The sequence below is a fragment of the Shewanella cutis genome (assembly GCF_022410515.1).
Lineage (GTDB): Bacteria > Pseudomonadota > Gammaproteobacteria > Enterobacterales > Shewanellaceae > Shewanella > Shewanella cutis.
Genome location: NZ_JACSDI010000004.1, coordinates 14,176 through 36,512, shown reverse-complemented (window position 1 = coordinate 36,512; position 22,337 = coordinate 14,176). Strand labels below are relative to the sequence as shown.

25 protein-coding genes and 1 other RNA gene are annotated in these 22,337 nt (G+C 45.5%); 11 read left to right on the top strand and 15 right to left on the bottom strand.

Annotation, left to right across the window (positions count from 1 at the left end):
* The first annotated feature begins 38 nt into the window (after window positions 1–38).
* The 4 genes from H9J30_RS08730 to H9J30_RS08715 all read left to right on the top strand — a co-directional run bounded on the left by H9J30_RS08730 (window position 39) and on the right by H9J30_RS08715 (window position 3,085).
* Window positions 39–311 (top strand): type II toxin-antitoxin system TacA family antitoxin, encoded by a 273-nt coding sequence (locus tag H9J30_RS08730; RefSeq protein ID WP_240130661.1) that lies wholly within the window; start codon window positions 39–41, stop codon window positions 309–311.
* Window positions 308–805 (top strand): GNAT family N-acetyltransferase, encoded by a 498-nt coding sequence (locus tag H9J30_RS08725; protein WP_240130834.1) that lies wholly within the window; start codon window positions 308–310, stop codon window positions 803–805. The genes H9J30_RS08730 and H9J30_RS08725 overlap by 4 nt, the downstream gene beginning before the upstream one ends.
* 256 nt (window positions 806–1,061) lie before the next feature.
* On the top strand, window positions 1,062–1,955 hold the full coding sequence (locus H9J30_RS08720) for a hypothetical protein (RefSeq protein WP_240130660.1): 894 nt from the start codon (window positions 1,062–1,064) through the stop codon (window positions 1,953–1,955).
* A 623-nt stretch (window positions 1,956–2,578) separates the two neighbouring features.
* Window positions 2,579–3,085: a hypothetical protein gene (locus H9J30_RS08715; RefSeq protein WP_240130659.1), complete on the top strand. Its 507-nt coding sequence runs from the start codon at window positions 2,579–2,581 to the stop codon at window positions 3,083–3,085.
* 122 nt (window positions 3,086–3,207) lie between these two features.
* Here H9J30_RS08715 and rnpB read toward each other — a convergent pair.
* Together rnpB and rsmI are read right to left on the bottom strand one after the other, a co-directional pair.
* Window positions 3,208–3,575: RNase P RNA component class A (gene rnpB, locus H9J30_RS08710), an RNA gene on the bottom strand.
* Window positions 3,576–3,650: 75 nt separating this feature from the next.
* Complete coding sequence (rsmI, locus tag H9J30_RS08705; RefSeq protein WP_188870623.1) at window positions 3,651–4,496, bottom strand: 16S rRNA (cytidine(1402)-2'-O)-methyltransferase; 846 nt, start codon at window positions 4,494–4,496, stop codon at window positions 3,651–3,653.
* An 88-nt stretch (window positions 4,497–4,584) separates the two neighbouring features.
* Between rsmI and H9J30_RS08700 the strand changes: the two genes are divergently transcribed.
* The 4 genes from H9J30_RS08700 to dolP all read left to right on the top strand — a co-directional run bounded on the left by H9J30_RS08700 (window position 4,585) and on the right by dolP (window position 8,056).
* Window positions 4,585–6,471, top strand: a complete 1,887-nt coding sequence (locus H9J30_RS08700) for a penicillin-binding protein activator (RefSeq protein WP_240130658.1) — start codon at window positions 4,585–4,587, stop codon at window positions 6,469–6,471.
* Window positions 6,468–6,794 (top strand): YraN family protein, encoded by a 327-nt coding sequence (locus tag H9J30_RS08695; RefSeq protein WP_240130657.1) that lies wholly within the window; start codon window positions 6,468–6,470, stop codon window positions 6,792–6,794. Before H9J30_RS08700 ends, H9J30_RS08695 begins: the two co-directional genes overlap by 4 nt.
* Before the next feature lie 105 nt (window positions 6,795–6,899).
* Window positions 6,900–7,493, top strand: coding sequence for a phosphoheptose isomerase (locus H9J30_RS08690; RefSeq protein WP_011070670.1), 594 nt, complete (start codon window positions 6,900–6,902; stop codon window positions 7,491–7,493).
* Window positions 7,490–8,056 (top strand): division/outer membrane stress-associated lipid-binding lipoprotein, encoded by a 567-nt coding sequence (gene dolP, locus H9J30_RS08685; RefSeq protein ID WP_240130656.1) that lies wholly within the window; start codon window positions 7,490–7,492, stop codon window positions 8,054–8,056. The genes H9J30_RS08690 and dolP overlap by 4 nt, the downstream gene beginning before the upstream one ends.
* Window positions 8,057–8,074: 18 nt before the next feature.
* Here dolP and H9J30_RS08680 read toward each other — a convergent pair whose 3' ends face one another.
* Window positions 8,075–8,998: a DMT family transporter gene (locus tag H9J30_RS08680; protein ID WP_240130655.1), complete on the bottom strand. Its 924-nt coding sequence runs from the start codon at window positions 8,996–8,998 to the stop codon at window positions 8,075–8,077.
* Window positions 8,999–9,118: 120 nt separating this feature from the next.
* Between H9J30_RS08680 and H9J30_RS08675 the strand changes: the two genes are divergently transcribed.
* The gene (locus H9J30_RS08675; RefSeq protein WP_240130654.1) at window positions 9,119–9,991 is read left to right on the top strand and encodes a LysR substrate-binding domain-containing protein; all 873 of its coding nucleotides are present in this window, start codon (window positions 9,119–9,121) and stop codon (window positions 9,989–9,991) included.
* 58 nt (window positions 9,992–10,049) lie between these two features.
* Here H9J30_RS08675 and trpS read toward each other — a convergent pair whose 3' ends face one another.
* The 3 genes from trpS to rpe are packed head-to-tail and all read right to left on the bottom strand — an operon-like array spanning window position 10,050 to window position 12,445.
* Entirely contained in the window at window positions 10,050–11,048 is a 999-nt protein-coding gene (trpS, locus tag H9J30_RS08670) for a tryptophan--tRNA ligase (RefSeq protein WP_011718615.1), read from the bottom strand.
* A gap of 36 nt (window positions 11,049–11,084) precedes the next feature.
* Window positions 11,085–11,768 carry a phosphoglycolate phosphatase gene (locus H9J30_RS08665; RefSeq protein WP_240130653.1) on the bottom strand — a complete coding sequence of 228 codons (684 nt, stop codon included), beginning with the start codon at window positions 11,766–11,768 and terminating at the stop codon, window positions 11,085–11,087.
* Window positions 11,768–12,445, bottom strand: coding sequence for a ribulose-phosphate 3-epimerase (gene rpe, locus H9J30_RS08660; RefSeq protein WP_023266401.1), 678 nt, complete (start codon window positions 12,443–12,445; stop codon window positions 11,768–11,770). The genes H9J30_RS08665 and rpe overlap by 1 nt, the downstream gene beginning before the upstream one ends.
* A 262-nt stretch (window positions 12,446–12,707) precedes the next feature.
* On the opposite strand from rpe, the gene H9J30_RS08655 reads away from it, so the two are divergent.
* Together H9J30_RS08655 and H9J30_RS08650 are read left to right on the top strand one after the other, a co-directional pair.
* Complete coding sequence (locus H9J30_RS08655; RefSeq protein ID WP_240130652.1) at window positions 12,708–13,073, top strand: hypothetical protein; 366 nt, start codon at window positions 12,708–12,710, stop codon at window positions 13,071–13,073.
* A complete protein-coding gene (locus H9J30_RS08650) occupies window positions 13,073–13,258 on the top strand; it encodes a DUF2970 domain-containing protein (protein WP_240130651.1) in 186 nt (61 codons plus the stop codon). Before H9J30_RS08655 ends, H9J30_RS08650 begins: the two co-directional genes overlap by 1 nt.
* Window positions 13,259–13,294: 36 nt before the next feature.
* Here H9J30_RS08650 and H9J30_RS08645 read toward each other — a convergent pair whose 3' ends face one another.
* From H9J30_RS08645 to H9J30_RS08605, 9 genes are all read right to left on the bottom strand, one after another.
* Window positions 13,295–14,134, bottom strand: coding sequence for a Dam family site-specific DNA-(adenine-N6)-methyltransferase (locus H9J30_RS08645; protein WP_240130650.1), 840 nt, complete (start codon window positions 14,132–14,134; stop codon window positions 13,295–13,297).
* 48 nt (window positions 14,135–14,182) lie between these two features.
* Window positions 14,183–15,595: an AAA family ATPase gene (locus H9J30_RS08640; protein WP_240130649.1), complete on the bottom strand. Its 1,413-nt coding sequence runs from the start codon at window positions 15,593–15,595 to the stop codon at window positions 14,183–14,185.
* A gap of 18 nt (window positions 15,596–15,613) precedes the next feature.
* Window positions 15,614–16,693, bottom strand: a complete 1,080-nt coding sequence (gene aroB / locus H9J30_RS08635) for a 3-dehydroquinate synthase (protein ID WP_240130648.1) — start codon at window positions 16,691–16,693, stop codon at window positions 15,614–15,616.
* 5 nt (window positions 16,694–16,698) lie between these two features.
* Entirely contained in the window at window positions 16,699–17,214 is a 516-nt protein-coding gene (gene aroK / locus H9J30_RS08630) for a shikimate kinase AroK (protein WP_011070658.1), read from the bottom strand.
* A gap of 219 nt (window positions 17,215–17,433) precedes the next feature.
* Window positions 17,434–19,488, bottom strand: a complete 2,055-nt coding sequence (locus H9J30_RS08625) for a type IV pilus secretin PilQ (RefSeq protein ID WP_240130647.1) — start codon at window positions 19,486–19,488, stop codon at window positions 17,434–17,436.
* A 21-nt stretch (window positions 19,489–19,509) separates the two neighbouring features.
* Window positions 19,510–20,025, bottom strand: coding sequence for a pilus assembly protein PilP (locus tag H9J30_RS08620; protein ID WP_011070656.1), 516 nt, complete (start codon window positions 20,023–20,025; stop codon window positions 19,510–19,512).
* Window positions 20,025–20,645 carry a type IV pilus inner membrane component PilO gene (locus H9J30_RS08615; RefSeq protein ID WP_240130646.1) on the bottom strand — a complete coding sequence of 207 codons (621 nt, stop codon included), beginning with the start codon at window positions 20,643–20,645 and terminating at the stop codon, window positions 20,025–20,027. The genes H9J30_RS08620 and H9J30_RS08615 overlap by 1 nt, the downstream gene beginning before the upstream one ends.
* Window positions 20,642–21,226: a PilN domain-containing protein gene (locus H9J30_RS08610; protein ID WP_240130645.1), complete on the bottom strand. Its 585-nt coding sequence runs from the start codon at window positions 21,224–21,226 to the stop codon at window positions 20,642–20,644. The genes H9J30_RS08615 and H9J30_RS08610 overlap by 4 nt, the downstream gene beginning before the upstream one ends.
* Complete coding sequence (locus tag H9J30_RS08605; RefSeq protein WP_011070653.1) at window positions 21,214–22,293, bottom strand: pilus assembly protein PilM; 1,080 nt, start codon at window positions 22,291–22,293, stop codon at window positions 21,214–21,216. The genes H9J30_RS08610 and H9J30_RS08605 overlap by 13 nt, the downstream gene beginning before the upstream one ends.
* Between the last annotated feature and the right edge of the window lie 44 nt (window positions 22,294–22,337).

The following is a 22,337-nucleotide window of genomic DNA, read 5'->3' as shown; positions in this document are numbered from 1 at the left end:
TACCCATGTGACAGTTTGACACAACAGGAGATAAAAATATGGCAACGAATTTGCCTCGCATCACCGCAAGAGTTGATGTCGATACTCAAGATTTACTTACAAAGGCTGCTGCTATCGCTGGCATGTCCAGTATTAACTCATTTGTTTTGAATGCGGCAATCGAAAAAGCAAAACAAGTGATTGAACGTGAGCAAACTCTAAAGCTAAACCAAGCTGATGCGGTATTGCTGATGGAAGCGCTCGATAAGTCAGCGGTAGTCAATACCAAACTCAAATTGGCATCAGAGCGTTATGAGTGTAAAACCCAATAATGAACACGGTACTTCTCGACAAAGACAAGCACGATAGAAACCGTTTCAATTGTGGCACCGACGCCCTCAACAATTACTTTAAAGTCATGGCGAGTCAGCAAGCCAAGAAAGACAACACCAGAACGTTCGTTTTGGAAGATGATAATAACAACGCCCATATCATCGGCTTTTACACCCTAACGATGACCCCGATTGATTTGAAGGCATTACCCGAGAAGTTACAGAAGAAACACCAATCTTCAACCTCTGGTGGTCTTATTGCTCGTTTAGCTGTTGATGACAGATATAAAGGAAAAGGTTTTGGCGAGTGGCTGCTTATTGATGCACTCCGAAAACTATTAGCTGCCAGTGACAGCGTAGCGTTCCCCTTTGTTATCGTTGATGCCAAAGACGGTGCCAAACACTTCTATGAACGCTATGGATTTCAAGCGTTTCAAGATGCTGAAAACAAACTCTTTATGACTATTGCAGATATCAGGGCAAGTGTAGGCTAATCGACTAGGGCATGAAGTGCATGGCCAATGATGTTCCATAGATCATACTGACACTGTCTATTTCGCTAGGGATCAGCTGCACAAGAACAACCATGCCTAGATAACACAACGAACGCCAATGCCCTGCCGCTCTCCAAGGAGATGGCGTATTCCTTTGACGCTAGTGTTATTGGCCAATTTTTTAAGGAAGAAAAGTTATGCCTGCCCGATCTTTGTACATAAATACTAAGACGTTAAGCTACTTATTGGAGTAATAATGATAGAAATAGAATTTCACTGTGACGAAGCTGGGAGACTTGGCTATATCGACCAGCCAGAAAATTACCGTGGCGAATTTACGTTGGTTGCAGGAATAATTGTCGAAAAGCACAATAAATCCCCTATTTCTAATTTCTGTGATTACTTGTCTAATCGTTTTAATCAATCAAATACCAATAGTAAATTTCATGTAACAGATCTAGAAAGTAACCGTGAATCTGTTCGGAACGAGGTATTTAATTTATTGAAATCAAATAACATTCCAATAGTCTATGGCGCAAATTATTTTCAGGCACTTCATCTAGATTTCGCAAAACAAAAACAAATAAATTTAGATTCAGTAAGAAAAATGAAAAGTCAGGGGATCGGTTTGTCTAAAAATCTGAGTATGTTTAAAAAAAATGCTCAAGCTGAAGCATTTTATAACTTTTACGCAAAAGCTATGGGAATTTCATTGGAGATCTTTAATCAACCAATTTTAGGCTTGGTTAAAACCGATAAAATAGATAGTAAAGTTCATGAGTATTACGTGGAATCTGTAGATAGATTCCATTCACTTAACTCACGCCATCCATTAAAAGGGCGCAGGTATGATTATCAAACAAAAGAAGTTGATAATTTTGGGGTGTCAGTGAATCTTCAAATAGACGATCCCAAGTATCGAATACTCTTTGAAAGCCGTGGAGAGGTTGAGATTATTGATTCAAGTGTTTCAATACTATCCGATGTAGTTGCAAATAGCTTAAATCACCATTTATTAAGTTATGTAAAACGTTCAAATTGTGGTGCACTAAATGGCTATGAAGCTATTGATGGTTATCCTTTAGCTGACCAAATCATAGTTGCAGGTCAGAAAAGTATGGATTTGATATATCCGTACCCTGTAGCTTAACTAATAAGAATAAAGTTTAACTAGACACCCATTGTTAAATTCTGCTGCGTCTAAGCTATTGAGAACTTGCCTGACTTACTCAAAGGTATATACCTGCTGAGATGGTACGCTTAGGTTTCACGTCGCACTTAGACGCGGCTTTAGGCTAACAGAATACAATTTAGCTCACGAAATTATGCATAGTCATGGAAGTGACCGTTGGCGGCATGGATGCCGCCGTCGAGCATACAAGGATGTACTTGCTGCGTGTCACTGCAATGGCTTTGCTTAATTGCAAAACGATTAACTTTCACAGTTTATTGAGACACCCACGGTTAAATTTTACAACGTAACGACAAAATTAAGATATGTTCAGGCGAATAGGATACTTAATGGTTCACAGGATTAAGCATTGGCATGGAGGTGACCGTTAAAATCTGGCCATATGGACGCTCCCGGTGAGCAAAGACAATACTCTAGCCGAACGTTTTTTGGTTTTCATTTTCGGCTAAACAATCGCACTCTACTCGTTGCTTTGATGCGATTCATCTATCGCTAAGGACGCAGTTTTAACAGCAAACGCTTGTCAGCCAACGACAAAACGCATAGCGTTACTTAGCGTTCAACGGGAATAAGGAACTAAAATGAAAAACTTCGCGGCAGGGTTCAACAATTTTTGGGTGGGATTGTTTACTGGGGTCATGCTGCCGATAATTATCATCGCGGTGTTGTTGTATGCCACTGTCGATAAATTCACTGGCCTTATACAAGACGCCGCCATCGCGCCCTTAATTAGTCGTAGTGAACAAACCTTCGACAAAGTCGATAATCTATTAATCACCTTAGACAATAAAGTCGACGATGCGAATTTAAAGGATTTAGCATTATTCGCTCCACTAAAAAATGCACAGTTATTCCCAGAGCTACAAGCCCTCGCCAGCGCTGTCGCCAACCTTAAACAGACAGTCACGGCTATAGATAAACAAGCTGTATTGGTAAACCTGCAGGAAAAACTACAAGCTTCATTGGCGACGAAATTCCCCGAAGATAAAGCAAAAGAGCTCGCTCAGAATCTCATCAATATTGCGCAGGTGCTTGCGAGTGAGCAGAAACTCACATCGATGGAGATGGGACAAACATCTAACAATTAAGCCTGCTATCGTACATAGGTCAGGCAAGTAGAATCACCATCTTATTGATAGATAAGATTCTATAAAACATGCCAAACAAAAAGCCCGCTTGTCATTACGACAAACGGGCTTTTTATTGAATGAGGTTGAGTTGGCCGATAAGCCGGGTCCTGTCGTGGACAGTCATTCATCTAGGCCTGCAATCGCTCACAGGCTCAAGCGACCTACCCGGTTCCAACGCGAGCCACGCCCATACTATTTAAAGTAATGGAACCCTATTTGGTCTTGCTTCGGGTGGAGTTTACCTTGCTACGGACTATTGCTAGCCGCACGGTGCGCTCTTACCGCACCCTTTCACCCTTACCACCTTAGCCGAGGCTAGGATGGCGGTCTCCTCTCTGTTGCACTTGTCGTCGGTTCACACCGCCCAGGCGTTACCTGGCACCCTGCTCTTTGAAGCCCGGACTTTCCTCCCCGTTCTTGCGAACGCGGCGACTGTCTGGCCAACTCGGCGCGGATTATAGCCTAAGCCTTCTACCTGCACCACTGTTAATCCTGCCAGTGCGCGTCTATCTGTTAGATCTGCTTATAAATCAGACTCTAAACCGAATTTATACAGGGCATTTTTTTTAAGACCGTGAATTTGCGCGGCAATGGCGGCGGCCTTTTTAAGCGGCAATTCTTCACAGAGTAACTTGAGTGTGTTGATGGCAACGGTTGGAATGGCTTCATCATCCTCGGCCGTACGGTGACCATGCACCATAAGCACAATCTCACCTTTTTGCTGGTTAAGATCGCTACTCACAGTGGCTAACACCTCAGCCACGGGGCCAGAGAGGAAGGTCTCGAAGGTTTTCGTCACTTCACGCGCCATCACCACTTGGCGATCGTCCCCTAGCACTTGGGCCATGGTCGTTAGGCTATGCTCGATACGGTGGGGAGATTCATAAAAAATCAGCGTGCGCGGATCTTCTTTTAGTTCTAACAACTTATCGGCGCGAGCTTTTTCTTTCGAGGGTAAAAAGCCTTCAAAAGAAAAACGATCCGACGGCAAACCCGAGGCACTTAACGCCGTAATCGCCGCACAGGGGCCCGGCAGCGGGATCACCTTAAAGCCAGATTGGCGCACATGGGAGACCAAGTGATAGCCGGGGTCGGAAATCAGCGGCGTGCCCGCATCGGAAATCAGCGCAATCGACTGCCCAGCAGCAAGTTGATCCACAATCCACTGGGCACGGGCGCGCTCATTATGGTCGTGCAGTGCGATGGTTTTAGTTGAAATACCAAAATGACTCAATAACTTGCCGCTGTGGCGGGTGTCTTCACAGGCAATTAATGCAACCTGGCTGAGCACGTCGATAGCACGTGGGCTCATGTCCCCCAAATTACCAATTGGAGTGGGAACGATGTAGAGTGCGACGCTTTGGTCCATATATACCTCTGTAATGACAGTGCCAAGACTTTCGTCAAGCGCAAGAGAAGGTTAAACTAGAGGCAGCATCTTACCAGAGTGAAGCCCAGTGTTAAAAAGCCTGAATACAACTAAGTTCGTTTCCGTGGCCATTTTATCCGCAGTGTTGGCGGGTTGCGGCAGCCAAGCGCCCAGCAGCTCTACCAGTACAGCGCCCACAGTGGCCACCTCTTTAGCCTCTGCCCCATTGGCGCCTAACGTGTATTTAGCACAGGCCGCCAATAGCAAAGATCCTCAGCAGCGTGATACTTATCTGCTGCTGGCGGCGCATTCCTATATTAATGCGAATGACTATGCTGCGGCGCAAAAGCTGCTCAAGTCGATGCTGCCAAGCCTGACTCAGGTCCCGACGCTAGTGGCTGAGCATAAGTACCTGACTGCGCGGGTGCTAGAGCATACATCGACGCCGCTTGATGCTCTGAAAACGCTAACTTACCCAAGCACTTGGGTATTACCCGGCTGGCAAATGGCTGCATATCATCAATTGAGAGCACATTTGTTCCAACTGAATAAGCAACCTATCGATCAAGTACGCGAATTAAGCTTATTGACCACCTATTTGCCTCCCGCTGAGGCGAGTGAAGTCAATAATCAGATCTGGCAAGTATTGCAGCCAATGCATGAGCAAACCTTGCTCGAATTCACTAAAGATGCCAAAAGCCCGGTTTTTGCCGGTTGGTTACAACTGGCGTATATCGCTAAGCACTATGCGGTCGACCCCAATCAACTGGTCCGTTACTTAGGCGACTGGCAAAAGCAAAACCCTTATCACCCTGCGGCAGCGAAGTTGCCCGCGGATTTAGATCATGCGTTAAACGCTAAACCTTACGCCCCCAAAAATATTGCGGTACTTTTGCCACTGACAGGCCAGCGCGCCAGTGCTGCCAATGCGATTCGCCAAGGTATTTTGGCCAGCTATTTGGCAAAACCAAATGAGCAGGTCTCGGTGAATTTTTACGATACCGCCAACGACGCCGTTTCCGCTTATCAGCAAGCGGTAAATGCCGGTGCTGAGTTTATTATTGGCCCGTTACTGCCAAACGAAATCGATCAATTATTGGCATTAAACACTGGCACTGCGGCAACTAATACCCCTGCCACTGGCACGCCAGCAACACCTGTTGCGGCAAGTGCGCCGATCCCGCAGCTGTTTTTAAATCAAACTGACAAGTTTGTCGCTGATGCCAATAAGTTTTACTTTGCTCTATCGCCAGCCCAAGAGGCGGCCGATGCAGCAACGCGCATGTACCAAGATGGTGTCACTATGCCACTGCTGCTCGCCAGCAACGACGCCATTGGCAAACGTATGGCCGAGAGCTTTATTCAAGCTTGGAAAAAGAAAAGCGATGCGCCTATCGAAGTCTATTACTACGATGGTGGCGATAAGATGAAAACGACTGTGCAAGATGCGCTCGGCGTTCGTGATAGCCAAGCCCGCATTGCGCGCATCAAAGAACTGCTAGGCAATTCAGTACAGGCCGATTTTCGCTCGCGCCAAGATATAGATGCGATTTATATGATCTCGACGCCGCAGGAGTTAACCCTGCTCAAGGCCTTTATCGACGTCACCTTTAGCGTCTTTACTCAGCCTGTGCCGCTGTACACCTCGAGCCGTAGCCGTATCGACAACGAATCGAGCCAAACCGCGCAGGATTTAAATAACCTAACCCTCAGTGACGCACCTTGGCTGATGCAAAATAGCGAAGAAAACCTGATGGTTAACACACTATGGCCAGGCTGGAACAACGGCCAAAAACGCCTGTTTGTGATGGGCTATGATGCCATGGATTTGATCAGCAAACTCGCGCAAATGCGCTCATTTACCGGTTACCAGTTCAATGGTCGTAGCGGCGTGTTATCGGTCAATCCCGATGGTGTAATTAACCGCCAATTAAGCTGGGGACGCTATCAAAGAGGCAGTTTCCGTCAACTATGACACTCGGACAGCAGGCAGAATCGCTCGCCCAAGGTTACCTTGAACAACAAGGTTTAAGCTTTGTTGAGCGTAATGTCCGCTATCCCTTTGGTGAAATAGACTTAATCATGCGCCACAAAAACTACTGGGTATTTGTTGAAGTAAAATACCGCTCAGCAAATCAATTTGGTGGCGCAATACAAGCACTTAGCAAAGCACAAATCGGCAGGATCCGCATGGCGGCCAGTCATTATTTACAGAGCCATAAATTGGATGTACCCTGCCGATTCGACGTTGTCGCCATCGAAGATACGCAGATCCAATGGCTAGTCGATGCCTTTTAAACGACGTGCTCGACTCAGCTAATCGAATAATTTTAACGCTTATGCCTCAACTCCACCGTGGAAATATGGCATCATAGCCACACTTTATCCTGAAAGGATGTATCCATGTTAGAACGCATTAAAGACAGCTTTACTGAATCTATCCAGACTAAAATCGATGCAGCCGAAGCACTGCCTGAATCCATCGCTAAAGCCGCGGAGATGATGGTGCAATGTCTTTTGGGCGGCAATAAAATTCTTGCCTGTGGTAACGGCGGTAGTGCGGGTGATGCTCAGCACTTTTCGGCTGAACTGTTAAACCGTTACGAAATTGAACGTCCACCATTGCCTGCCATTGCCCTGTCGACCGACACATCGACCATCACTGCAATTGCCAACGATTACAGCTACGATGAGATTTTCTCAAAACAAATCTTAGCCTTAGGTCAGCCTGGCGACATCCTGTTAGCCATTTCCACCAGCGGTAACTCTGGTAACGTGATTAAAGCGATGGAAGCGGCACTGAGCCGCGATATGACTATCGTAGCCTTGACTGGTAAAGACGGCGGTGCGATGGCAGGATTACTCAGCGTGGGTGACGTTGAAATCCGCGTACCTTCCAACGTGACAGCTCGTATTCAAGAAGTGCACTTACTGGTGATCCACTGCCTGTGTGACAATATCGATCGCACACTCTTCCCACAGGACGAACAGCAATGAGATATGCTGCCCCACTGTTAATGGTTTGCATGCTGCTGCAAGGTTGCGCCGGTGCCGTTATGGTGGGCGCAGTCAGCGGCGCCATGATGGCCAACGACGAGCGTTCAGTGAAGACACAACTCGATGATACAAATACCGATTTTAAGATCACCAGTGCGCTACTAGAGCATGAAGATCTTAAAAAACAAACCAATATCACTGGTGTGTCGGTAAACGGTAATGTGCTGATGATAGGCCAAGCCCCCAACTCGATGTTGAGGGATAAAGCGGTTAAGGTCGTACAAGACCTTAAGCTTGGCGGTAAAATCCACAATCAGATCCGCATCGGTAATCCAACGTCTTTCACAACTCGCAGTAACGACACTTGGGTAACAACCAAAGTGAAGGGACGGATGCTCAACGAGAAAGAATTGGATGTGACACGGATTAAAGTGATCACTGAAAACGGTGAAGTTTTCCTGCTAGGACTTATTCACCGCTCACAGGCAGAGCTGGCTGTCGACATTGCCCGTAATACCGCAGGCGTGCGCAAAGTCGTTAAAGTGTTCGAATATATCGAATAACCGATTGAGCCTAAACATTTAAGGTTTAGGCTCACTCTCTACCGCCGCATCAATCCCTAACGACTTCACCTGCAAGTTATCCATCACTTTGGGTGACTTCGCTACCCAAATCCCTATCCAAGGTAAAAACAGCGAGGGCAATACAATCAGCGCCGCGCCCAACCAGCTTAAGCTATCTAACCATTCATCGAACAACAGCCAGCCTAAGAAGACAATAAATAACAAGCCTGTATATTCAGCAATCGCAATATCACTCGCCTGCGCCCGACGATAAGCCAGCACACAGAACCAGTGATAAATCAGTAAGAAGGCATTACTGAGTAGTGCAACCGCGAGCAGTTCCCAACTCAGTCCCTCAAGCCCTTGAAAGGCCGCAATCACTAAGGTGGCGGGAATACCCAGCAGGTTATAAAGCATGAGGGTTAATACCGGATGCTCAGTATTTGGGACTTTTTTCAGCGTCAACTGATTGACTGCAAAAGTAAATGCAGAAAATAACACGGCAAGACCAAACCAGTTCATTTCACTCGGTCTGAGGATAATTAAGATACCCACAAAGCCTAACAATGTGCATATCACCTGCCCTGTGGTGATCCGCTCCTTTAAAAACCAGTATCCCATTAAAATAATCATCAGTGGGGCGGAATAAAACAACGAACTCACAGTGGCTAAAGGCAGCGCCATGAGTCCAATAATTAAAAAAAGCGCGCCAACCGAGCCTATGTTGGCACGCCAAAGGTGAACTGAAATATGTTCCGTCTGCGGCCGCTGCGAGTACAACCAAATCGGGGTTAACATGAGTACCGAAGTGATTTGTCTCACGAGCAGGAAAGTGGCCGCATTTGCATCTTCGGGTAACCATTTGATCGATACATCGTAAAAAGCACTAAATAGATTACCCACAATCAATAAAATCAGACCGATAACAACAGGGCGCTGCATGTTTGACTATCCTCAAATCTCAATGCTCGCATGATAATGTCCACAAGACTTAAGCTAAAATGATGCTTTCTCATGCTAGATGAATTAAATTCATACTAAATCTTTTAAACGTTGAAAATTATGCGAAAGCTCCCTCCATTACGTGCACTGCAAGTGTTTGAAACTGCCGCGAGGCAACAGCATTTTTCCAAGGCAGCCACTGAACTTTGCATTACCCAAAGTGCGGTTTCACACCAAGTACGTGTATTGGAGGAGTACTTTGGCGAACAACTTTTCGACCGTCAGGGACGAAAATTGCAACTCACGCCAAAAGGCCAAAGCTTATTTATTGAGTTAGAAAGGATTTTTAATGAGTTAAGCGATCTTAATCTCAAGATCCGCGATACCCCAAACCAACAACTCTGCTTAGCGGTATACAGCTCTTTTGCGGTCAAATGGTTGATCCCGAGGTTAGCGGATTTTCGGCGCCAGTATCCCAGCGTTAAAATCCGCCTCGAAATGATCACTCAAGACCCCGACCTCAGCACCAGCACGGCCGATATTTTTATTGCGGGCAAACTCAATCAACGGGGTTATTGGCAGCAATTACTGCACAAGGAACGACTGGTCCCCGTATGCAGCCCCAGCCTTTATCCTAAATGGCGCGAGATTAATTTAGGCAATTTTCAGCAGCAAGCGTTACTGATTGTGGATGAAGGCCCACTTGGGCTCGATTGGCACAAATGGTCATCAGCCCATAAAATCCCCCTTAAGAACGAGCAGCAACATCTTTTTAGCCATATCGTGATGGCAATTGAGGCGGCGATTGCCGGCCAAGGGCTTGCCCTCGCCCCCGATTTTATGGTGGCAGGGGATATCAGCACCGGACGACTGGTGGCGGTAAATCTTCCCGATGTTCATACCGGCTTTGAATTTTGTTTTTTATGCAAACAGCGACGCCTAAATGAGCCTGCCATTGCAGCTTTTTCTTCTTGGTTAAAATCGCAGGCATAAAAAAGCCGACTTCTATTTGGAGTCGGCTTTGTCAAAACTAGACGGGTTTTACGTTAAATTAGACTAGTAAACCAATCTTCTCATAAACCTTTTTCAAGGTGACTTCAGCACGAGCTTGAGCATTTTCAGCGCCCGCTCTCATCACTTGGTCGAGGTAAGCACGGTCAGCACGCAGCGCACGGTAACGCTCTTGCAGCGGCTCTAACATGCCCACTACCGCTTCACCCGCTGCGCCTTTTAAATGACCATACATCTTGCCTTCAAACTCTGCTTCGAGGCTGGCAATGCTTTGGCCTGTGATACCGGACATTAAACTCAGCAGGTTGGATACACCTGGCTTGTTTTCCATATCAAAACGCACCACTGGCGGCTCGTCACTGTCGGTCATGGCTTTTTTCAGCTTTTTCATGACAGCTTTAGGATCTTCAAGCAGGCCAATCACGTTGTTACGGTTGTCATCGGACTTTGACATCTTCTTTAGCGGATCCTGTAGCGACATCACCTTAGCGCCATGCTCAGGGATAAAAGGCTCAGGGATAGTAAACGTCTCGCCGTAAGCGTTGTTAAAGCGAGTCGCAATATCACGTGTTAACTCAAGATGTTGCTTCTGATCTTGACCAACCGGGATTTCATTTGCTTGATACAGCAGAATATCCGCCGCCATCAACACCGGATAACCAAACAGACCCACGTTAATATTGTTGGCGTGCTTTTGTGACTTATCCTTAAACTGCGTCATACGGCTCAGTTCACCCATTTGGGTATAGCAATTTAACGCCCAACCCAGCTGAGTGTGCTGCGGCACTTGAGATTGGATAAATACCGTGCTCTTTTTAGGGTCGACGCCGCAGGCTAAATACAATGCAAGCGTATCTAAGCAGGCCTCACGCAATGCTTGAGGATCTTGGCGCACCGTAATGGCATGCAAGTCCACCACGCAATATAGGCAGTCGTGGCTATCTTGCATGGCAACCCATTGACGCAATGCACCCATGTAGTTACCTATGGTTAATTCGCCGGACGGCTGTGCACCGCTGAGTACTATGGGTTTGGTCATTACGTCATTGCTCCAAATAAAGATAAAAAGAATCGATTAAACTGCTTGGCCGACATTTAGCCAGCTAAGGATCTCGGCAAACTGCTCGCACACCGCGTCAGGGCCAGTGAGCCCAATATCTTCACCGTAGTTGTAGCCATAGGTCAAGCCGATTGATGCAACACCTGCTGCTTTCGCCGCTAAAATGTCGTTTTTAGAATCGCCCACCATCAACAACTCACTTTTATCGAGCTGCCATTGCGCTAATAAATGCTCTAGCGGTAATGGATCCGGCTTCATCTTCGCCAACGAATCGCCACCAAGCACTAAGCTAAAGAAGCCATTAATCTTAAAGGCTTCAAGCAGCGGCAAAGTAAAGCGGTAAGGTTTGTTTGTCACCACTGCTAGCTTAAATCCTGCGTCAAACAGGGTTTGTAGCACTTGGTGCACATCGGCATAAAGTGCGCTGTGCTTCTCAAGATTTTCTTGATAGTGATGCATAAAAATCGGCATAGCGGCATCCAATGCCTTTTGCTCGACATCCGCGCCCAACGCATGGCTCATGGCACGACGCATAAGCATTTCAGCGCCATTACCCACCCAAGTTCTCACCTGAGCTTCAGTGCAGGTCGCTAAACCTAATTCGGCGAGTGCCGCCTGTGTCGCAACTGCGAGATCAGGCACACTGTCAATCAGTGTACCGTCGAGATCAAAGGCAATCGCTTTAATCTGTGCTCGCATTATTTGGCCTCAACTTTTGCTAACTCGGCACGCATTTCATCGACGACGGCTTTATAGTCTGGCTTACCGAAAATGGCAGAACCTGCCACAAACATATCGGCACCTGCGGCAGCAATTTCGGCAATGTTATCCACTTTTACGCCACCATCGACTTCTAAGCGAATATCAAAACCGCTGGCATCGATACGCTCACGTACTTGGCGCAACTTATCTAAGGTTGAAGGGATAAAAGATTGACCGCCAAAGCCAGGGTTGACCGACATCAGCAGGATCACATCTAACTTATCCATCACGTGGTCAAGATAATGCAGCGGTGTTGCAGGGTTAAACACTAAACCCGCCTTACAACCGGACTCTTTAATCAGTTGCAAAGTACGGTCGATATGCTCAGAAGCTTCTGGATGGAAAGTAATAATAGAAGCGCCAGCCTTAGCAAAATCTGGCACGATGCGATCAACTGGCTTAACCATTAAATGCACATCGATGTCAGCCGTAATACCATAATCGCGTAAGGCTTTACACACCATAGGGCCAATGGTTAAGTTAGGCACATAGTGATTGTCCATCACATCAAAATGAACTACGTCAGCCCCTGCATCTAACACGGCTTTAACGTCATCCCCTAAACGGGCGAAATCGGCGGATAAAATCGATGGAGCAATTAAAAATGGACGCATAGGACACTCGCTGCTATTGAACAAAAAGTGCCTCATTTTACCCTTAGCTAGGCCACGCCTCTATAGCCAATGCCACATTTATCGCGATTGAAACCCTATTGAAACCTAATTCAAGCGCTGATAATGAACCGTAACTCTCAGAAAATACCGAAGCGTTAGAAAGATTTTAGTGAAGATTGATAAATTATTGTTCATAAACTAAGCGAGTTTGTTATACTCGGGTCGCTAGCGCGGATCATTAAATGATTTCAAAGGAAGTATCATGAAGGGGCGGTTAACTCAGTTTTCACACATTTTAGGCTCGGTGACATTTAAGTCATCGATGATGTTGGCATTTACCGCAGTGGTAGTCGCCTCTTTAGCCTTTGGCGTGGAACAACTGACCGCAAGTAACGATACCTCAGCCTGCGCTTGCAGCAGCGATACTCGCTACAACAACAGTTTACCTAGCAATCATCCCAATAACCGTTGTGCCGAACAGGCGCAAACCTTAAGCTGGAAGACTTGGCTCACTGGCAAAAATCGCTCTAGCCAGTTCCATTTTGTCGATTTGCTTGAGCTACTGCATGGTCATCAAGATAAACCTATCGATGACATGAAGCCTGCCAATTCACAACAGTCCTATTGATGCTAAGCCGCATATGGCAAGTCTTTCACAGTACCATCGCTGCCTTTTTTGGGGTGCAGTCAGATAAGAATCGCCAAAAAGACTTCCAGACCAATTCACCTTTGCCATACATTTTGATGGGAATCGCGTTAGCGGTTGCCTTAGTCGCCAGCCTTATTCTGCTTGTAAACCTAGTTGTTGGCTAAGTCGCTCAATATTAATAATCAAACAAACCACAGCAATCAGTCATCCTGCGGATCGTAAGTCTCATCGTATAAAGCAATCAGCTCATCGACTTTATTGCGACCACTGCCATTTTGGCTAATGTTGCGTTGCACTTGAATCTTGGCAAGGTGGGCACCACGATACAACTCACGTGTCAGCGGAATATCATGGTTACTAATCACAACAGGAATGCGTTGCTCTAAAGCCATATGCCGCGAATAACGCGCCAGCAATGCCTGATCATCCAAGCTAAAACCGGCACCGACATAGGTGGTAAAACTTGCAGTGGTCGATAACGGCGCATAGGGCGGATCGCAGTAGATCACATCACCACTACGGATTTGCTCGAAGGCTTTTTCATAGCCAATACACTTAAATTCGGCGCACTGTGCTTTCTTGGAAAAGGCCAATATCTCCTTCTCTGGGAAATAAGGTTTTTTGTAAGAACCAAAAGGCACATTAAAGCCGCCTTTGCGGTTGTAACGGCACAAGCCATTAAAACCATGGCGATTTAAGTACAGGAAATAAACTGAGCGTAAGAAAGGGTCACTGGATTTGTTAAAGTCAGTCCGAACGCGATAGTAGGCTTCCTTTTGATTCATCTCATCAACAAATAGCTTCTTAGCAGCCGCTATATATTCCACGGGCCTTTCTTTGACTATGTTGTAGAGATTGATCAGATCTTGATTGATGTCGCAGAGTAAATAGCGGGGATAGTCAGTATTCAAAAATACCGAACCAGCACCAACAAAGGGCTCAACTAAACGCTCACCTGTGGGTAAGTAGTTTGAGAGTTCATCCACCAATTTAAATTTTCCGCCGGCCCATTTCAGGAAGGCTCTATGTTTTTTGATCATTTAACTTGATGAATGCCGACAAAAATAAAGGTCATGATTGTACTCTGTTTATTCTGAAATTTCACCGCTTGGGAGCGCATCTTGTAATTGATAACCACCTAGCTCAGCCCATTTTTTTATCATGGGTTGACTCAAACGATATTGTTTGACCAATTCTGCAGCAGCATTCTGAGCTGACTGCTTATCGCTAAACTGTCCGACCAGCACAACCCAAAATTGCTTGTACTTAGCGACTCGCACATCCGGCACTGCATGTAGTTTTTTCAGCAGTGACTCTACTGTGTCACGCTGGGAGACTGTAGCGATCTGGATAGCATAACCAGCAGTTGGCCGAACCAAAGCACTCGCTTTTGAGCCTGCTGTCAGGTTGTTCTCTGGAACTTCTTTATCGACCTTTTCCCTCACGGTGTTATCTTCATCCGGTGTAGAATGAGCAGCCGTTGCAACGATATCTTCAGACTTACTTGTCGCTTCATCAATGGGTTGCTCCATCGCCGCCCCCTCTTCTTGCGGAGTTTCACCATGAAACTTAGCCAAAGGGTCGGCTTGCAAAGTCGCCTGCGTTAACAATACCTGCGCCAATGACTCCGCTCGTTGCTGGAAATACGGCGTTAATATTTGTTGGCCATGCGCCAAAAACTCATCGGAATCTAATGCCGGATAAGTAAGCACTTCAGCCGTGGGCTCACTGGAAAAGGGTTGAGCCAATCCAAACCAAATCAAAAAGGTAATCAACAAACTACAAAGTCCAAGTACTGCGACCTTATAGTGCACCCAGACTGACTTCCTCTCACTCTGACCATGCAGCGCCAACTCCAACAAGGTTACAACCTCCTGAGGAGTACCGTCGTGCTTTTCAAGCTGTGCGCGCACAATGTCTCTTGGAGTAAATGGGTTTTGATCGCTGTATCTTAACAAGGTTTGATACAGCGCCTCCCGCTCCGGTAGACTTAGCGGTTCAACACTCATCGGCAGGATTTGTCGTCTGAGAGACTCAGGCAATTGCGGCAATAAATCGGCTAAAAACGCAGGGGGAACCGATAAGGTCAACGCAATTCGCTGACCCCCGCACAAAACTTGATTAAGAATGATGCATTCTGCCCACAACTCCTTTGACAGCAAATGAGCATCATCGATGATGATATGTAATGGTTTACTTTGGTTAGGAGCAACACGCAGGATAGTTTCAGCGAGGGGGATCTCATCATCAAAAATGGGAGACGACATCAACTGCACTAAAATCTTGCGACGAATCTCAGCGTTATCGGCATGCATTGGACAAATAACCAGCGCCGTATTCGAGTCATCAACGTCAGTGGCTAACGCAGTGAGCAGCGTTGTCTTGCCGGAACCTTGGGCGCCAACAAGCACCAGTAATTGGTCGCTATAACTGGCAACATGATGCAATCTTTGTATGAGGGCTTCCTGTGAGGGAAGCAAGACTTGCCCCTGAAATGTCACTCATCCACCACACAAGGTTTATGCGCAGCAGATAACCTGTTCTAGGGTAGATTCCGAGACTTGGCTAAATACTTCTGCTCGACCAATGGCCGTCGGAAGTATCAACCGGATCTGACCGCCTAACACTTTCTTATCGCGACGCATATGTTGAATAAAACTGTCGAAATCCATGGATTCCGGCGCTTTTACAGGAAGATCGAATGCTTGGAGCAATTGCACAATACGACAGACAATTGACTCATCAATCAATCCTAAAGACTTAGCCGTTTGTGCAGCAAGGACTGTGCCAGCCGCAACCGCTTCGCCGTGCAACCAATTACCATAGCCCATCTCAGCTTCAATGGCATGGCCAAAGGTATGTCCAAGATTCAAAAGCGCGCGCACGCCCTGCTCTGTTTCATCTTGGCTCACCACATCCGCTTTAATCTCACAGCAGCGGGAGATGGCATAGACTAAGGCTTGAGTATCTAAGCTTTTCAGTGACTGAACATTATTTTCAAGCCATCGAAAAAAATCAGCATCCCACATAATGCCATACTTAATGACTTCAGCCATCCCCGCCGCAAATTCACGCGCCGGCAATGTTTGTAAACATTCAGTATCGATAATGACAATTTGCGGTTGGTAAAAAGCCCCTATCATATTTTTGCCCAGAGGATGATTGACCGCCGTTTTGCCACCGACCGAAGAATCCACCTGAGATAATAGCGTTGTAGGGATTTGAATAAAATCGATACCACGTTGATAACATGCCGCGGCAAAGCCCGTCATATCACCAATTACCCCACCACCGAGGGCCACCAGCACAGAATCACGGCCATAATTGCGTTGCAGCAAAGCCGTAAAAATTGAATCTAAGTGGGTTAAATCTTTAAACTGTTCGCCATCGGGAAGGATGACGCTAGATATCTCACCAAACGAAGCCATCGTGTCTTGCACCTGCTTTAGATACAAGGGCGCGACAGTTTCATTGGTGACGATAAGGATACGTTTTTTCAGCAGGTAGCGAGACAAGGTCTCGCTATCACTCATCAAACTCTGGCCAATGTAAATGGGGTAACTACGTTCACCTAAATCAACCTGAATTTGTTGTGTCATTCTGCCTAGAAACCTAATTTCTCTATGATTTGATTCGCAACTACCTTTGCACTTTGATCGTCAGTTTTAACGACCACATCAGCAATTTCTTCGTACAGAGGGTTACGGATTTCTGCGAGGCTCTCTAGTACTTCTCGCGGATCATCTACTTGCAGTAATGGGCGGCGCTTGTCTCGTTGAGTTCGCGCTACCTGTTTGTCGATAGTGGTTTCGAGATAAACCACAATACCGCGAGCAGATAAATGATTACGGATATCTTTGCTCTGAACTGAACCACCACCAGTGGCAAGGACAATACCCTGTTTTTCAGACAGATCAGCAATAACCTGAGCCTCACGACGGCGGAAACCTTCTTCGCCTTCAACATCAAACACCCAAGCAATATCAGCGCCAGTGCGTTGCTCAATCTCTTGATCTGAATCGTGGAATTCTAAATGCAGCATTTGGGCCAGATGGCGACCAATTGTGCTTTTACCTGCGCCCATTGGGCCTACCAGAAAAATATTACGTTTTTCAGCCATTTCTTGTACGTCTGAATCTTAATGAAAAGTATGCCTATATCGACTCATGATCAAGCCGACCTACTGTATGTTACCTTGCTCTTATGAGACTTGACCGTGGATTATCTCAGTTTAATGTCTAGTCTGGCAAGTGATGCTCGCTATTTATGATAAGAATTGTATTGTTGATACAGTAAAGCCAGCAAGTTGTGCTGGCTTTATTTGAACGGCTACATAGCGTTAGAGTTTCTCGTTCACGATTTTTGGAGTCACGAAAATTAACAACTCTTGGCGCTCATTCTTATCAGTGGTGTTACGGAATAAGAAACCTACCAAAGGAATATCGCCGAGAATAGGCACTTTACTGACACGGCTGATCAAATTCTGCTGGTAAATCCCCCCCAGCACAATGGTCTCGCCATTATCGACCAAAACTTGCGTACCAATGCGTTGTGTATCAATCGCAACCGCTGGCCCCGTAGGCGTATCCACGGTTTTCCCCTGGGAATCTTGCGTAATCTCAAGATCCAAAATCACACGGTTATCCGGTGTAATTTGTGGCGTAACCCTTAATGATAATACCGCCTTTTTAAAGGTTACCGACGTTGCACCGCTGGATGTAGATTGCACATAGGGAATTTCCACACCCTGTTCAATATACGCCGCTTTTTGGTTAGAGGTAGTGATACGAGGGCTAGCGATAATTTCACCTTTGTTTTCTTGCTCTAGTGCACTGAGCTCTAGATCCAAGATAGTACCATCGGCGAGCTTAGCAACATGGAAAGCAATGCTTGTAGGGTTAGTCACGGCCGCAGGTAAATTCACATTCAAGCGATTATCTAAACTCGGCACTTTGCCATTGGCAATATCACCCGCGCCCTCTAAAGAGCCAGAGGTTCCTTTATTACCCTGCTGATCAGTAACGCCCCAACGGATACCCAGATCTTCAGAAACGTCGTCTTTTACGGTGACCATACGTGATTCAATCAATACCTGCCGAATAGGAATATCAAGCACTTCTACCAAGCGATGAATATTCTCTATAATTTCTGCGGTATCTTTTACGAGAACTGTGTTGGTGCGCTCGTCAACGGCCACTGAACCACGGGGAGACAATAAGCTTGAGTCGGCGCCTTTTAACAGCTCAGCAATATCGGTCGCCTTGGCATAGTTAATCTGTAGGTACTCAGAATAAAGTGGCGCCAGCTCTTTAACCTCTTGTTTGTTTTTAAGGTTTTGGCTTTCACGAATCGCAAGCTCTTCACTCGGGGCCACCATCAAAATGTTCCCTTCAATGCGCTTATCGAGTCCTTTGGTTTGTAAAATCAAATCCAACGCTTGATCCCAAGGCACATCGTCAAGTCTGAGAGTAATATCTCCCTCGACGGAATCACTGGTCACTAAGTTAAAGTTGTTATAGTCAGCAATAATCTGTAATACCGTACGAACAGAAATATTCTGGAAGTTCAAAGAGAGAGTTTTACCGTTATACTTCTTAATGTCTTTAGTCGCTACAACCCGTTCAACCTTGTTAATAGAAAGGATAAAGAGATTATCTTCCTGCTTAAAATTGAACTCATAGTTGCCAGTCACATCGACTAAAATGCGAGCCGTTAAATCATCTTTAAAAGTTTCAAAGTTCTTAACTGGTGTAGAAAAATCCTGCACATCCATGACATATAACAAGTCGTTATTGATATCAGTGTTATAAAGCTGAACCTCAAGTTTGGCGCCAATTTGCTCAACGTTAGCCGCAACGGAGCGATTATTGAGATAGACTAATAAATCTCCACCGCCATTTGCATTGCGACGAAAATCGATATTTTTAACACTATTCACGAAAGGATTATTATTCGCTTGAGAACTTGCAACGCCATCATTAATCGTTAAACGGTAGGAGTTACCGACTACGCTTCCTTGGTAAGGTTTTACTTTGGATAAACCTAAAGTGACCTTCAAACGTGCATCATGCTGTGAAGTGACAATATCCTTCACCCCGACTTGATTAATCGGTAAGCGATCTTTAGAAAGACCCGAAATACTGTTATCAAAGGTCAACACCAACTCGGCGGGTGAAGCATTTGAGTCAATTTGAGGGGCTGAAATTGCGTCCTCAAATACCAACTCAACCGCTAATTGATGGTCGACTAAGGCATGGTATTTCACATCGATGAGCCGATTTTCCGCAAAGCTCGATGGCAAAAATCCAAATAGTAATGCGATCCCAATAACAGACTTAACTAAGCCTGAAGTTAAAAACGATAACGGGATTTTTATCGCGGCAGAAGATTTCATTGTTCCCTCATCCTTCGCTTGTTATTTTCCTGAAAGTTCAATGTTGTTTGTACGCTCTGACCAACAACCTGAACCATCGGGAATTAATTCTACAACTTCCACATTTTGTGGAGCCACTTTAGCTATACGTCCATTAAACAACCCTAGATACTCACCCACACCCATCCGATATACACTGCCATCATTCGTTTCAATCAGAGCCCAGGTCAAATTTGCCTCACTTAAAGTGCCGCGCATTTTCAGGTTATCTAAAGCATAAGTTTCTAAGCGCCCCTTACGACGTTTTAAATCAGGTTGTAAGCAGTTTTTACTGGTATCAACCACTTCTTCCGTTAATTCTCGAGAAGGAGGAACAAAGGGACTGCGCATCAATTCTGCCTGATAGGCAAAATGCTCAAACTTAGGAGGCTCTTTTAACGGGGGGATATGGGCCACATGTTGCGCTTTGGTTGTAGTAACAAATAGCTCTAAATCACTACGCTCGCCAATGCACCCCATTAAAAAAAGGCTTATCGCCAATAGAGGTAAGGTCTTCATTATTTACCTCCTTTGTTTGGCTTTTCAGGAGGTAATTCTGCACCTTCTTTGAAACGGTAAGTCTTCGCAAGGATATCCATGGCTAAATTACCACTGTCATCACGCTTAATGGTAAAATCATGCAAGCTTACAATCCTTGGTAATTTAGCGACTCCGCTCACCATATTGCCAATCTGATGATAATCACCAGTGACAGACATCTTTATCGGGAATTCAATATAAAAATCCCGCCCAATTTCCGCTTCCCAATTTAAACTTTTTATCCGTAACCCTGCGTCAGTTGCAGCGAAAGTTAAGTCATCGAGCAATCCTGGCATCTCGTTTTCTGAAGGTAACATTTTAAGCAATTCTGCAAATTGCCCTTCCATCACGGCTAATTGTTCACGATAAAGCTTTAAGTTTGCGGCCAGCTGATACTTGTTTTTAAAATCATCTCTTAACTGTAGCTCTTTGTCTTGCTCGCTACTGAATACATCAATAGCATCGGACAACACAACGAAATAACCCGCTGCAAATACGCACAGCGCAAGCAAAATCGCGAAGAAAACTTTTACTTGGTTTGGCCAACTACCAATATTCTCAAAATCGATATCGTTAAACTGACTTAGATCGAGCTTCATTTACTCGCTCCTTTTGCCGGTTTTACAGGCTCTTCAGCAATGGCTCCTTTGATACTCACCCTTAAACTAAAGCGTTGTAACTGCCTTAACTCATCATCTTGCGTTACGATCGATTGCATATTGGGATCAGTTAACCACTCAGAGGCCTTCACCTTACGCATCATGTTCGCCACGTTGTTGTTAGATTCACTTCGTCCTTCAATCAGCAATAAACTACCTTTTTTCTCAAGACTCGATAGATATATTCCAGGAGGAACAATGCGAACCAACTCATCTAATACGTGTGTCGGCAAATTACGGGATTGCTGAAGGTTCAAAATAATTTCAGTTCGACGTTCAATGTCTTTTTTACGTTCTGTGATTTTTTTGATTTCGGCAATTTGCGTTTCGAGCTGCTGAATCTCTGACTGTAAATAAGCATTTCGCTCACGCTGCTCATCGGTCATTATTTCGAGTAAAGAAAGCGCTACATAGACTAAGATCCCTGAGCCTAAAAATACCGCTGCCAATATCCCAATATAGTCGCGTTTCTGCTTTTCTCTCGCCTCTTCACGCCAAGGAAGCAGGTTTATGTTCGCCATTGACCGTAGCTCCTCAGCGCTAAGCCACAAGCAACCATATATTTGCTGATGCTAGGTTGCAGTATATTTTTAACGGACTCATCTGCATGCAGACACCCTTGGAAAGGATCGGCAATAATGGTGTGGACACCTAACTCATTGGTCAATAAGTTAGCCATACCTTCCAGTTTAGAGGTTCCACCGCATAAAACGAGATAATCAACTTTATCTTTGCCGCTCGAGGTGCAATAAATTTGCAGTGTTCGCTTAATTTGCTGCAGTAATTGCGTTTGGAAGGGAGATAACACTTCAAACATATAATTACGCGGTAAATCCCCCTCGATTTTGGCTTTTTCGGCTTGCTCGTAGGACATGCCGTAAAAAGAGAGAATCGACTGCGTAAATAACTCACCACCAAAGGCTTGCTCACGGATAAAGGTGGTTTCGCCCGACTCTACCACACAGAAAGTCGTCATATTCGCACCGATATCGACCATTGCTACGGCCTTCTGTCTAGCTCCTTCGGGTAATTGCCCAAGGACTAACTCAACCGCTCGACCTAAAGCATAACCTTCAACATCAACGACTTTGGTTTCTAGCTCAACCTCATCGAGTGCGTCGACTCTGGTATCGATATTGTCGGTACGACAAGCACTAAGCAACACATCGACCTTAGACGGATCGGTACTGTTGACGTTTAGCGTTTCAAAATCAATGCTGACTTCGTCAAGGGAATAAGGGATCAGGTTATCGGCCTCAATCTCGATTTGCGCTTCCATTTCCTCTTCGCTAAGCGAAGCATCCATGTAGATGACCTTGGTCATCACCGCAGAGCCTGAGACCGCAACAGCTGCATATTTTACCGATTTAGGCAAAATGCGCTTAATCTGTCTTAAACATTCAACAACGGCATCAGCATCACGAATATCATGATCATTAATTGCCCCCTTTTTTACGGGAACCGCTGCATGACTTAAAATTTTGTATCCATCAGCTGTCTTACCCAGCAAAATGGCCTTTACTTCATGGGAACCAATATCAATCCCGACCATTTGCGGAGCCTGACGCTTCCATAAATTTGAAAGCATAATCCGTTGTCACTTTATTATTTATATTTCAATAAGAGAGATTA

Excerpts from the sequence above, each read along its gene's own strand:
- H9J30_RS08615 (WP_240130646.1), bottom strand. The coding sequence starts at position 20,645 with ATGAAGCTCGATCTAAGTCAGTTTAACGATATCGATTTTGAGAATATT.
- H9J30_RS08625 (WP_240130647.1), bottom strand. The coding sequence starts at position 19,488 with ATGAAATCTTCTGCCGCGATAAAAATCCCGTTATCGTTTTTAACTTCA.
- H9J30_RS08680 (WP_240130655.1), bottom strand. The coding sequence starts at position 8,998 with ATGCAGCGCCCTGTTGTTATCGGTCTGATTTTATTGATTGTGGGTAAT.
- dolP (WP_240130656.1), top strand. The coding sequence starts at position 7,490 with ATGAGATATGCTGCCCCACTGTTAATGGTTTGCATGCTGCTGCAAGGT.
- aroK (WP_011070658.1), bottom strand. The coding sequence starts at position 17,214 with ATGGCTGAAAAACGTAATATTTTTCTGGTAGGCCCAATGGGCGCAGGT.
- H9J30_RS08650 (WP_240130651.1), top strand. The coding sequence starts at position 13,073 with ATGCTAAGCCGCATATGGCAAGTCTTTCACAGTACCATCGCTGCCTTT.
- H9J30_RS08715 (WP_240130659.1), top strand. The coding sequence starts at position 2,579 with ATGAAAAACTTCGCGGCAGGGTTCAACAATTTTTGGGTGGGATTGTTT.
- rsmI (WP_188870623.1), bottom strand. The coding sequence starts at position 4,496 with ATGGACCAAAGCGTCGCACTCTACATCGTTCCCACTCCAATTGGTAAT.
- H9J30_RS08690 (WP_011070670.1), top strand. The coding sequence starts at position 6,900 with ATGTTAGAACGCATTAAAGACAGCTTTACTGAATCTATCCAGACTAAA.
- H9J30_RS08610 (WP_240130645.1), bottom strand. The coding sequence starts at position 21,226 with ATGGCGAACATAAACCTGCTTCCTTGGCGTGAAGAGGCGAGAGAAAAG.
- H9J30_RS08605 (WP_011070653.1), bottom strand. The coding sequence starts at position 22,293 with ATGCTTTCAAATTTATGGAAGCGTCAGGCTCCGCAAATGGTCGGGATT.
- H9J30_RS08695 (WP_240130657.1), top strand. The coding sequence starts at position 6,468 with ATGACACTCGGACAGCAGGCAGAATCGCTCGCCCAAGGTTACCTTGAA.
- H9J30_RS08720 (WP_240130660.1), top strand. The coding sequence starts at position 1,062 with ATGATAGAAATAGAATTTCACTGTGACGAAGCTGGGAGACTTGGCTAT.
- H9J30_RS08665 (WP_240130653.1), bottom strand. The coding sequence starts at position 11,768 with ATGCGAGCACAGATTAAAGCGATTGCCTTTGATCTCGACGGTACACTG.
- H9J30_RS08645 (WP_240130650.1), bottom strand. The coding sequence starts at position 14,134 with ATGATCAAAAAACATAGAGCCTTCCTGAAATGGGCCGGCGGAAAATTT.
- H9J30_RS08620 (WP_011070656.1), bottom strand. The coding sequence starts at position 20,025 with ATGAAGACCTTACCTCTATTGGCGATAAGCCTTTTTTTAATGGGGTGC.
- rpe (WP_023266401.1), bottom strand. The coding sequence starts at position 12,445 with ATGCGTCCATTTTTAATTGCTCCATCGATTTTATCCGCCGATTTCGCC.
- H9J30_RS08675 (WP_240130654.1), top strand. The coding sequence starts at position 9,119 with ATGCGAAAGCTCCCTCCATTACGTGCACTGCAAGTGTTTGAAACTGCC.
- H9J30_RS08655 (WP_240130652.1), top strand. The coding sequence starts at position 12,708 with ATGAAGGGGCGGTTAACTCAGTTTTCACACATTTTAGGCTCGGTGACA.
- trpS (WP_011718615.1), bottom strand. The coding sequence starts at position 11,048 with ATGACCAAACCCATAGTACTCAGCGGTGCACAGCCGTCCGGCGAATTA.
- aroB (WP_240130648.1), bottom strand. The coding sequence starts at position 16,693 with ATGACACAACAAATTCAGGTTGATTTAGGTGAACGTAGTTACCCCATT.
- H9J30_RS08730 (WP_240130661.1), top strand. The coding sequence starts at position 39 with ATGGCAACGAATTTGCCTCGCATCACCGCAAGAGTTGATGTCGATACT.